This is a genomic window from Ancylobacter polymorphus, from assembly GCF_030813495.1.
GTDB classification, from domain to species: domain Bacteria; phylum Pseudomonadota; class Alphaproteobacteria; order Rhizobiales; family Xanthobacteraceae; genus Ancylobacter; species Ancylobacter polymorphus.
Genome location: NZ_JAUSUI010000008.1, coordinates 193611 through 203483, shown reverse-complemented (window position 1 = coordinate 203483; position 9873 = coordinate 193611). Strand labels below are relative to the sequence as shown.

The window sequence follows — 9873 nt, the reverse complement described above, 5'->3', positions numbered from 1 at the left end:
CATACTCCCCGTCGCCAATCCCCGACGCCGCCCCCGCCCCCGACGCGACAAAAACCGCCGCACCCAGACCGATATAGCGCTTCACCGTGTCGGCACTGGCCGCCACGCGCGGCTCGAACCGCGCTTCTTCCTTCAAAATTGCGATGCGCACTGCCTCACTCCCAAGATCGCCTTCCTCCCGAGAAGGTCATTGGCCGTCTTCTTCATGCGTCGCCAGGGGACGGGCCGGTTGGGCTCCGCTCGCCGGCCCGGCGCCCCCGGCCGGTTCCGCCACCCATGTCACGCGCGGCAGGGCGCGGTGGATTTCCGGGGACGGAGGCCGTCGAGACGCGTGGGACCGCATGCGCGACACGCATAGTGGTATACAGAATTCCGCATGCCAGCAAGACGATTCCGGCGGGCCGCCGGCGGGGAAATCCGCCCCAGCGCCTCTACCTGTGCCGCCGCCGCGCCTGCCGCTGCGGCACGCTCTTGTGATGGGATCCGCCCTCGGCGTCGCGAAAGGGACACGCTGCGGTGCAAGATAACATCCGGGAGACAGAAGTAGACTTTTGGTCCATATGAGGGTTCGCCGGTGCTGCGCATCGGCAAGCCCACCGACGGAGGATATCATGGTTAGCAGGCGTGGACGCGCGACCAAAATCGTGGCGACGCTGGGTCCGGCATCTTCGAGCCCGGAGATGATCAAGGCGCTGTACGAGGCCGGGGTCGACGTGTTCCGGCTGAATTTCAGCCACGGCACGCAGGAAAACCATGGAAGGGTGCTCGCTTCTGTACGCGCACTTGAAAAGGAAGTGCGCCGGCCGATCGGCGTGCTCGCCGACCTTCAGGGCCCGAAGCTGCGCCTCGGCCGCTTCGAGAACGGCTTCATCAACCTGACCGCCGGCTCGACCATCCGCTTCGACACCGACCCGACGCCCGGCAATGAGCAGCGCGTCTCGATCCCGCACCCGGAAATTCTCGAGGCCCTCAATGAGGGCTCCACCGTGCTGCTCGACGACGGCAAGGTGCGCGTGCGCGTGGTGAAGAAGGGCGCCGGCTTTATCGAGGCCGAGGTGGTGGCCGGCAACAAGCTGTCCAACAACAAGGGCTTCAACGTCCCCGACGTGCTGCTCCCCGTCTCGGCCCTCACCGACAAGGACCGCGCCGACCTGTTCTTCGCCCTCGACCTCGGCGTCGAGTGGATCGCCCTCTCCTTCGTCCAGCGCCCCGAGGACGTGATTGAGGCCAAGGAACTGATCCAGGGCCGCGCCCAGATCAACCTCAAGCTGGAGAAGCCGCTGGCGGTCGAGCACCTCACCCGCCTCACCGAGCTGTCCGACAGCATCATGGTGGCGCGCGGCGATCTCGGCGTCGAGCTGTCGCTGCCGGAAATCCCGGCGCTGCAGAAGCGCGTCATCCGCGAATCCCGCCGCCTCGGCAAGCCGGTGATCGTGGCGACGCAGATGCTGGAATCCATGATCAGCGCCCCGGTGCCGACCCGCGCCGAGGTCTCCGATGTCGCCACCGCCGTCTATGACGGCGCCGACGCGGTGATGCTCTCGGCCGAGAGCGCCGCCGGCCAGTACCCGGTGGAAGCCGTGGCGATGATGGACCAGATCATCAAGCAGGTGGAGCGCGACCCCGGCTACCGCGCCATCATCGAATCGCAGCGCCCGGAGCAGGGCCATTCGGTGGCCGATGCGGTGACGCAGGCCGCCTATCACGCGGCGCTGTCGACCAATGCGGCGGCGATCTGCACCTATACGCTGTCGGGCACCACCACGCTGCATGCGGCGCGCGAGCGCCCGCGCATCCCGATCATCGGCATTGCCAGCCAGCTCTCCACCGCCCGCCGGCTGGTGATGTCCTATGGCGTGCATGTGGTGCATGCGCCGGAGGAGATCCACACCTTCGGCGAGATGGCGGCCAAGGCGACGCAGGTGACGGTGGACCACGGCTTCGCCACGGAAGGCGACCTCATCGCCATCACCGCCGGCGTGCCCTTCGCCACCCCGGGCACCACCAATGTGCTGCGCCTCGTCACCATCGACAAGACGATGGCGCACCGCACCCCGCGCCCGGAGGAGAACGGCGATTCCATGCGCCCGCGCGCCGCGGCGATGAAGGCGGACGACGCCGTGCTGCGCTCCGCCCCGGTGGAGACGAAGGCGGACTGACGCGCCGCACCGCGCACACATGCGAAAGGCCCGCCAATGGCGGGCCTTTTTCGTGAAGGAGCTCTGAAATCCCAGCCTCCTGCGGAACCGACCATCCGCGACCCACATTCCCGGCGAAAACGGCCCGCGCCCCCAACCCCACGGAGACCGACCATGATGCTGACCGGCGGCTGCAATTGCGGGGAGGTTCGCTATGAAATCGACGGCGCGCCGCTGCGCACCGGGCTGTGCCATTGCGCCACCTGCCGCAGACAGTCCGGCTCGGCCTTCTCCTTCTTCGCCATCTGGCCGCGCGCCCGCGTGACACTGTCGGGCGAACTCGCCTGCTGGCAGGTGCGGGCCGGCGGGGAGCGCTTCTGCCCGCGCTGCGGATCGCAGCTGTTCTGCTGGGAGGAGGGTTCGGACGAGATCGAGGTGAAGCTCGGCACGCTGGACGAGCCGCCCTCCGCGCTGGTGCCGTCCTATGAGCTGTGGACCATCCGCCGCGAGCCCTGGCTGGCGCCGCAGCAGGGCGCCGAACAGCACGCCAAGGACCGGCCGGCGCCGGAGGACTGAACCCGCGAGAGCGGTACGGGCCCGGGCGGCTGGCGGGAAGCCCCGGCGGGGAAAGGGTGAAACGGCAGGGAGCGCGACCGGCGTTTGCCCGCGAGGGTGGGCTCGCCACGCGGCCGGCTCTGCCGGTATCTTACGGCGGCCTTATCGCCCCCCGCCACGGACCGCCCGCCCCCATGCCGCCGCGCCCGCCCCTCGTCGCGCCCGCCGCCATCGCGCCCGCCGCGCCTGCTCCCACGTCCCAAAGGGTGCTCTGCCTCGATGGGCTGCGCGGCGTCGCCGCCTGTTCGGTGGTGGCGTTCCATTTCTTCTATGCCTTCACCCCGGCGCCCTTCACCGATTGGGGCCGCACCGGCTTCGGCCTGTGGGACACGCCGCTGGCGGTGCTGTGGAACGGGCATTTCGCCGTCGCCATGTTCTTCGTGCTGTCCGGCTTCGTCCTCGCCGCTTCGGCGCCGCGCAGCGCGCGCGAGGCGCCCGCGCTGATCGGCCTGCGCTATCTCAGGCTCGGCCTTCCCGCCCTCGTCTCCTCGGCGCTGGCCTGGGCGTGGCTGAACGGCTTTCCCGAGGCGGCGCGCGAGGTGCAGGCGATGACGGGCAGCCGCTGGTTCCGCTGGACCTATCAGCCGCCGATCCCGCCCTTCGATCAGGCGCTGTGGGAAGGCGGCATCGGCGTGTTTCTCACCGGCACGACGCGGTTCAACAACCCGCTCTGGACCATGCAGGCGGAGTTCTTCGGCTCGGTGCTGATCTATGGTTCCTATGCGCTGCTGCCCGGCCGGGCGCGCCCGCCCGCCATGGCGCTGGGCGCTCTTGTTCTTGCCGCGCTGGGACAGTTCTCGCTCGCCGCCTTTTGCGGCGGCGCGCTGGTCTATGAGGGCCGAGCGCTCCTGCGCGACCATGCGCCGGGCGGCGCGCTCCTCGGCCTGCTCGGCCTCGTGCTTGGCGCCACCTATCCCGGCCATTCCAGCGAGGGCGGCCTCATTCCCCTGCTGCAATCCTGGCTCGGCGTCGACGGGCCCCGGCAGATCGGCGCGGTGATGGTGCTGGTGGCGCTGCTCATCACCCCGCGGGTGCGGCGCCTGTTCGAGAGCGCGCCCTTGCAGCGTCTCGGCGCCCTCTCCTTCCCGCTCTATCTCGTGCATGTGCCGCTGATCGTCGCGCCGGCCTGCGCGGTCTATGCCCGCTTCGGCCCGCTGGAGCCGTGGGCGCTGGCCGGGCTGTTCGCCGCCACCTTCCTCGCTGCCCTCGTTCTGGCGACGCTGTTCCTCGCGGCGGTGGAACGGCCGGTGCTGGCCGGGCTGCGCGCGCTGCGCGCCCGGCTGCGACGCCGCCCCGCGCCGGGCTGACGCCGCGACAGGTCGCCGCTTTCCCTCCATAACGGCGCAAGCTGTTGTTTCCTCGCCTGTCTTTTCGTGGTCTTAAACAGTCCCGGCCGCGCTGTTTCGGCCACCCAGCCCGTCCCCCGGGCGTCAAGGAGAGCCGCGTTGCGGGTCACGAAAGCCAAGGTCGCCGAGCACAGAAGGGCGATTCTGGAAACCGCCTCGCGCCTGTTCCGCGAACGCGGCTTCAGGGATGTCGGCGTCGCCGAGATCATGCAGGCGAGCGGGCTGACCCATGGCGCCTTCTATGGCCATTTCCGTTCCAAGGCCGACCTTGCCGACCAGGCCTGCCGCGAAGCCTGCGCGGAAGGCATCCAGAACTGGCTCGCCTCCGCCGACCTCACCGCCCTGCTCGACCGCTACCTCACCCCGGCGCATCGCGACGCCCCGGCGCGCGGCTGCGCCCTTTCCGCGCTCGGCGCGGAGGTCGCGCGCCAGTCGCCGGAGTTGCAGAAAAGCTATGCGGAAGGGCTGGAAGGCTTTCTCGCCGCGCTGGAGCGGCACATGAAGGAGGCCACGCCCGAAGAGCGGCGGCGGCAGGCGCTGGCCGTGCTTTCCGGCATGATCGGCGCGCTGACCCTGGCGCGCGGCGTGGCCGAGGGCGACCCGGCGCTGTCCGCGGAGATTCTCGCCGCCATGCGCGAGACGCTGCGGGCAAAATTCGGCGCGTGAGCCCCCCGCGCAGGCGGGGCCGCCCGATCATTTCACTGTTTCAGGAAAACGGTGAAATGATCCAATTCCCTGTTTCGTCGCGTTTTCTTCACGTGAACCGGTGTCCACTTCGCTCGAAAACGCCCTACCCCGCCGCCTGCAACGCCTTGCGGAAGCGCAGCACGGCGAGGCCGAAAAAGGCGGCGCCGATGGCGGCGAGCGCGAGAAGGTTCGGCCAGATCACCGCCAGCCCGGCACCGCGATAGAGCACCGCCTGCGAGAGGGCGACGAAATGGGTGGAGGGCGAGAGCTGCATCACATTCTGCAGCCAGGCGGGCATGCTCTCCATCGGCGTGGTCGAGCCGGACAGCAGGTTCATGACGATGAGGATCGGCATGACGATGAGGCCGAACTGCGCCATGGAGGTGGAAACGGTCGCCACCAAGATGCCGAGCGCCGTGACCGAGAACTGATAGACCAGCATGGAGGCGACGAAGAGCGTCACCGAGCCGTGCACCGGCACGTTCAGCAGCCGCTCGACCACGATCAGCAGCGACAGCGTCGCCGCCACCACGATGACGAGGCCATTGGCCCAGATCTTCGCCAGCATGATCTCGATCGGCGTCACCGGCATGACGAGCAGGTGCTCGATCGTGCCGTGCTCGCGCTCGCGGATCAGCGCCGCACCGGAGAGAATGACGGCGAGCATGGTGACATTGTTGATCACCTGCATGACGGCGGTGAACCAGGCGGAGGTGAGGTTGGCGTTGAATTTCGGCCGGATCACCACGCTCACCGGCGCCTCGCCCGTGGAGGAGGCGACCGCCGAGCGGCTGGCGAGCGCGGCGGCCACTTCCTGCGTCATGATGTTCTGGATATAGGCGGCGCCATTGCCCGCCTGCGACATGGCTGTCGCGTCGATGTCGAGCTGCAAGGCCGGGTCGCGGCCGGCGATGAGGTCGTGCTCGAATTTCGGCGGGATGGTGAGCACGAAGACATAGCGCCCGGAATCCATCGCCGCATCGACATCGCTGGCGGCGATGACGACGGGCGGCTTGAAGAAGGGCTGCAGCAGCGCGTCGCGCAGCTGGCGCGACAGCGCGCTCTGGTCCTCGTCCACCACCGCCACCGCCGCGTTCTCCACCTCGAACTTGGCCCCGGCCGAGACGGTGTAGACCGCGACGGTGAAGGTGTAGAGGATCAGCCCCGCCAGCACGGGGTCGGCCTTGAGGCTGTACAATTCCTTGATGCCGAGGCGCCAGATGCGGGCAAGGCGGGCGAACATGCTCACGCCCCCTGCTTGCGCAGCGCCAGCATGGCGCCGGCGATGAAGACAAGCGCGAGCACGAACACCATGGCGATGTCGTGCCACAGCGCGCCGAAACCGAGCGCCTTGGTGAAGGTGCCGACGCTCACCTGCTGATACCAGGCCGAGGGGAAGGCCAGCCCCATCAGCCGCGCCCCGCCCGATAGCGAGGAGACCGGCACCAGCAGGCCGGAGAAATTCACCGCCGGGATGATGGCGACGATGGCGGTGGCGAAGATCGCCGCCACCTGGCTCTTGACGAAGCTCGACACCAAGAGGCCGAAGGCGGTGGTGGAGAACACATAGACCAGCGAGCCGAAGGCCAGCGTGGCGAAGGAGCCCTTCACCGGCACGGCGAACACCAGCCACGCCGCCGCCACCATGGTGAGGAAGCTGACAAAGGCGATGGCGACATAGGGCAGCTGCTTGCCGAGCAGGAACTCGAACCGCGTCACCGGCGTCGACTGGAAATTGGTGATGGAGCCGGTTTCCTTCTCCTTCACCACGCCGAGCGCGCTCATGATGGCGGGGATCAGCACCAGCATCAGCATGATGACGTTCGGCACCATGGCGTTCACGCTCTTGAACGCCTGATTGTAGCGGTAGCGCGGCTCCAGGGAGAAGGCGGCGGACGGGCTGGCCTTGCCCGTGCGGCGCTCCTGCGCGTCGGCAAGATAGCTCTGGGCGATGCCCTGGACATAGCCGCGCGTGGTCTCGGCGCGGAACGGCATGGAGCCGTCGAGCCAGACGCCGATTTCGGGCGTGCGCTCGCGCAAGAGGTCGCGGCCGAAATTCGGGGGAATCTCGATGGCGAGCTTCAGCTCCCCGCTTTTCAGCCGCGTCTCCAGCTCCTCGATCGAGGATAGGGGCGCATGGGTCTCGAAATAGCGCGAGCCCTCGAAGCTCTCCAGCACCTGCCGGCTCTGGGCGCTGCGGTCCTGGTCGAAGGCGGCATAGGGCAGATTCTCGACATCGAAGGAAATGCCGTAGCCGAAGGTGAACAGGAGCAGGATCGGGCCGATGAGCGCGAAGGCGAGGCGGGCGGGGTCGCGCACGATTTCCAGCGCCTCGCGCCGCGTATAGGCCCAGAGCCGGCCGGCGTCGAAACGCTTCACCTGCGCCTGCGTCGCCGGGCGCTGCTTCAGCTCGACGCTTCCCTCCTCGCGCCCCATGCCGGCCTCTTCCAGCACGGCGATGAACACCTCTTCCAGTGTGTCCATGCCGCGCTCGCGCTTCAGCGCTTCCGGCGTGCCGACCGCCAGCACCTTGCCCGCGTGCATCAGCGAGATGCGGTCGCAGCGCTCGGCCTCGTTCATGAAATGGGTGGAGAGGAAGATCGTCACCCCGTCCTGGCGCGAGAGTTCGATCAGCGTGCGCCAGAAGCCGTCGCGCGCCACCGGGTCGACGCCGGAGGTCGGCTCGTCGAGGATGAGGATCTCCGGCTTGTGGATCACCGCCACGGCGAGCTGCAGCCGCTGGCGGATGCCGAGCGGCAGGCTTTCGGGGCGCATATCGGCGACATCGGCGAGGTCGAAGCGCCGCTCCATCTCGGCGACGCGCGCCGCGCGATCGGCGATCTCGAACAGCTCCGCGTGCAGAACGAGGTTCTGCCGCACGGTGAGTTCGCCATAGAGCGAGAAGGCCTGCGACATGTAGCCGACGCGTTTGCGCGTTTCCATGTCGCCGCCGGCGAGCGGGGCGCCGAACAGCTTCGCCTCGCCCTCGCTGGCGGGCAGAAGGCCGGTGAGCATCTTCATCGTCGTCGACTTGCCCGAGCCATTGGAGCCGAGAAAGCCGAAAATCTCGCCGCGCTCGATGCGGAAATTCACCTGGTCGACGGCGACGAAATCGCCGAAGCGGCGGGTGAGGCCGTTGGCCTCGATCGCCGGCTCGCCATCATGGATGACGCGCGGCAGGTCCGGCAGCGGCCCGTCCTGCGCGCGCTCGGCTTGCGGCAGCAGGGCGACGAAGGCGCGCTCCAGCGTCGCCTCGCCCGCCTGCGCGCGAATGTCGGCCGGGCTGCCGGTGGCGAGCACGCGCCCGGCATTCATCGCCGCCAGCCAGTCGAAGCGCTCGGCCTCCTCCATATAGGCGGTGGCGACGATCACGCTCATCGACGGGCGGCGCTCGCGCAGCCGCGCCATCAGCTCCCAGAACTGCCGGCGCGACAGCGGATCGATGCCGGTGGTCGGCTCGTCGAGAATGACGAGATCGGGGTCGTGGATCAGCGCGGCGCAGATGCCGAGCTTCTGCTTCATGCCGCCCGAGAGCTTGCCGGCCGGGCGCGCGGCGAAGGGGGAAAGGCCGGTGGCGGTGAGCAATTCGGCGATGCGCTCGGCCCGCTCCGCCGCGCCCTGGCCGAACAGCCGGCCGAAGAAATCGAGATTCTCGGCGATGGAGAGCGTCGGATAGAGATTGCGCCCCAGCCCCTGCGGCATGAAGGCGATGCGCCCGCCCGCCTGCCGGCGCCAGTCGCGCGCCGCCATGTCGCCGCCGAGCACGGATACGCGCCCCTCCTGGATGCGGGTGACGCCGGCGGCGAGGCCGAGCAGGGTCGATTTGCCCACCCCGTCCGGCCCGATGAGACCGGCCATGCAGCCCGCCGGCACGGCGAGGTCGACCCGGTCCAGCGCCAGCGTCTTGCCATAGCGATGGGTGACGCCGGCAAGCGCAAGGACGGGCGTGGCCGCATCCCCGCTCATTGCGGCAGCTTGACCGCGAGCCTGTCCGGCCACGCCGTCGCCGGATCGGTGCGGACATAGGCGAGGCCGCGTACCCCGGCCTTCACCCGGTCCTCATATTGCCGCAGCAGCTCCGGCGCGATGCGCAGCTTGACGCGGAACATCAGCTTTTCCCGCTCATCCGCCGTCTCCACCGCCTTCGGCGTGAACTGCGCGCCGGTGGCGACGAAGCTCACCTTGGCCGGCACGACATAATCCGGCGCGGGATCGAGAATGATCCGCGCCTCGTCGCCCATGGCCAGCCGCCCGGCGACGCGCGCCGGCACGAACACGGTCATGTAGACATCCGACAGGTCGAGCAGGGTGACGATGGGCGCGCCGGCGGCGACCACCTCGCCCGACTGCACCAGCCGGTATTCGACCCGGCCGCGCCGGGGCGCCCGCAAAGTGGAATCGTCGATCAGCGACTGCACCCGCGCCACTTCCGCCCGCGCGGCATCGGCGGCGGCGTCCGCCTCGTCCAGCGAGGCCTGCGCCGCCTTGAGCGCGGCCAGCGCGACATTGAGCTGGCTCTGGCGCAGATCGAGCGACTGGGCGGTGCCGAAGCCGCTCTCCTTCAGCTTGGAGGCGCGCTCATGTTCCTGCTGCGCGAGCGTGCGCTCGCTCTCGCGCTGGGCGATGGCGGCTTCCGCCTCGGCAATGGCCTTTTCCGCCCGGCGCACCTGCGCCTGCGCGCCGGCGAGCTGGGCTTCCAGCTCGGAGGTGTCCATGCGGGCGACGACCTGCCCGGTCTCCACCGTCTGGCCCTCCTCCACCAGCACGGCAAGCACGCGGCCGGCGAGCTTGGCGGCGACCAGCACCTGCTCGGCCTCGATCCGCCCATTGGTGGAGAAGATGCCGGCCGGGAGACGATTGCCGGTGAGCTTGCCGATCAGCGCCTGCAGCCGCGCGCCGAGGGAGGCGGGCGGCGTGGTGGCGCCACTCTCCTGCGCCGCGACGGGACAGGCCAGAGCGGCCGCGAGCACGAGCGCGAGAGAGAAAGCCTGGAACCGTCGCTGACCTGCCATCGTGGCTCCCTAGAATTGCATCCGCTCATCAAGAGGATGGGGCGCCGCGCCGCATCCGCCAGCTGCTCGCGAAAC

Annotated in this window: 7 protein-coding genes and 1 pseudogene; 4 read left to right on the top strand and 4 right to left on the bottom strand. The window is 69.2% G+C overall.

Annotated elements, in window-relative coordinates; translation table 11 throughout:
- Positions 1–151 (bottom strand): annotated as a pseudogene (locus tag J2S75_RS18415) (NAD(P)(+) transhydrogenase (Re/Si-specific) subunit alpha); the annotation flags it as partial.
- A 460-nt stretch (positions 152–611) separates the two neighbouring features.
- On the opposite strand from J2S75_RS18415, the gene pyk reads away from it, so the two are divergent.
- The 4 genes from pyk (at position 612) to J2S75_RS18395 (ending at position 4765) form a co-directional block, all read left to right on the top strand.
- The gene (gene pyk / locus J2S75_RS18410; protein WP_307022039.1) at positions 612–2159 is read left to right on the top strand and encodes a pyruvate kinase; all 1548 of its coding nucleotides are present in this window, start codon (positions 612–614) and stop codon (positions 2157–2159) included.
- Positions 2160–2312: 153 nt separating this feature from the next.
- On the top strand, positions 2313–2714 hold the full coding sequence (locus J2S75_RS18405) for a GFA family protein (protein WP_307022037.1): 402 nt from the start codon (positions 2313–2315) through the stop codon (positions 2712–2714).
- A 173-nt stretch (positions 2715–2887) separates the two neighbouring features.
- The gene (locus J2S75_RS18400; protein ID WP_307022035.1) at positions 2888–4060 is read left to right on the top strand and encodes an acyltransferase family protein; all 1173 of its coding nucleotides are present in this window, start codon (positions 2888–2890) and stop codon (positions 4058–4060) included.
- A gap of 138 nt (positions 4061–4198) precedes the next feature.
- On the top strand, positions 4199–4765 hold the full coding sequence (locus J2S75_RS18395; protein WP_307022033.1) for a TetR/AcrR family transcriptional regulator: 567 nt from the start codon (positions 4199–4201) through the stop codon (positions 4763–4765).
- 124 nt (positions 4766–4889) lie between these two features.
- Here the strand turns inward: J2S75_RS18395 and J2S75_RS18390 are convergent, their stop codons facing one another.
- The 3 genes from J2S75_RS18390 to J2S75_RS18380 are packed head-to-tail and all read right to left on the bottom strand — an operon-like array spanning position 4890 to position 9798.
- Positions 4890–6029 (bottom strand): ABC transporter permease, encoded by a 1140-nt coding sequence (locus J2S75_RS18390; protein WP_307022031.1) that lies wholly within the window; start codon positions 6027–6029, stop codon positions 4890–4892.
- Positions 6030–6031: 2 nt separating this feature from the next.
- Entirely contained in the window at positions 6032–8752 is a 2721-nt protein-coding gene (gene rbbA, locus J2S75_RS18385; RefSeq protein WP_307022029.1) for a ribosome-associated ATPase/putative transporter RbbA, read from the bottom strand.
- The gene (locus tag J2S75_RS18380) at positions 8749–9798 is read right to left on the bottom strand and encodes an HlyD family secretion protein (protein ID WP_307022026.1); all 1050 of its coding nucleotides are present in this window, start codon (positions 9796–9798) and stop codon (positions 8749–8751) included. The genes rbbA and J2S75_RS18380 overlap by 4 nt, the downstream gene beginning before the upstream one ends.
- Positions 9799–9873 lie beyond the last annotated feature (75 nt).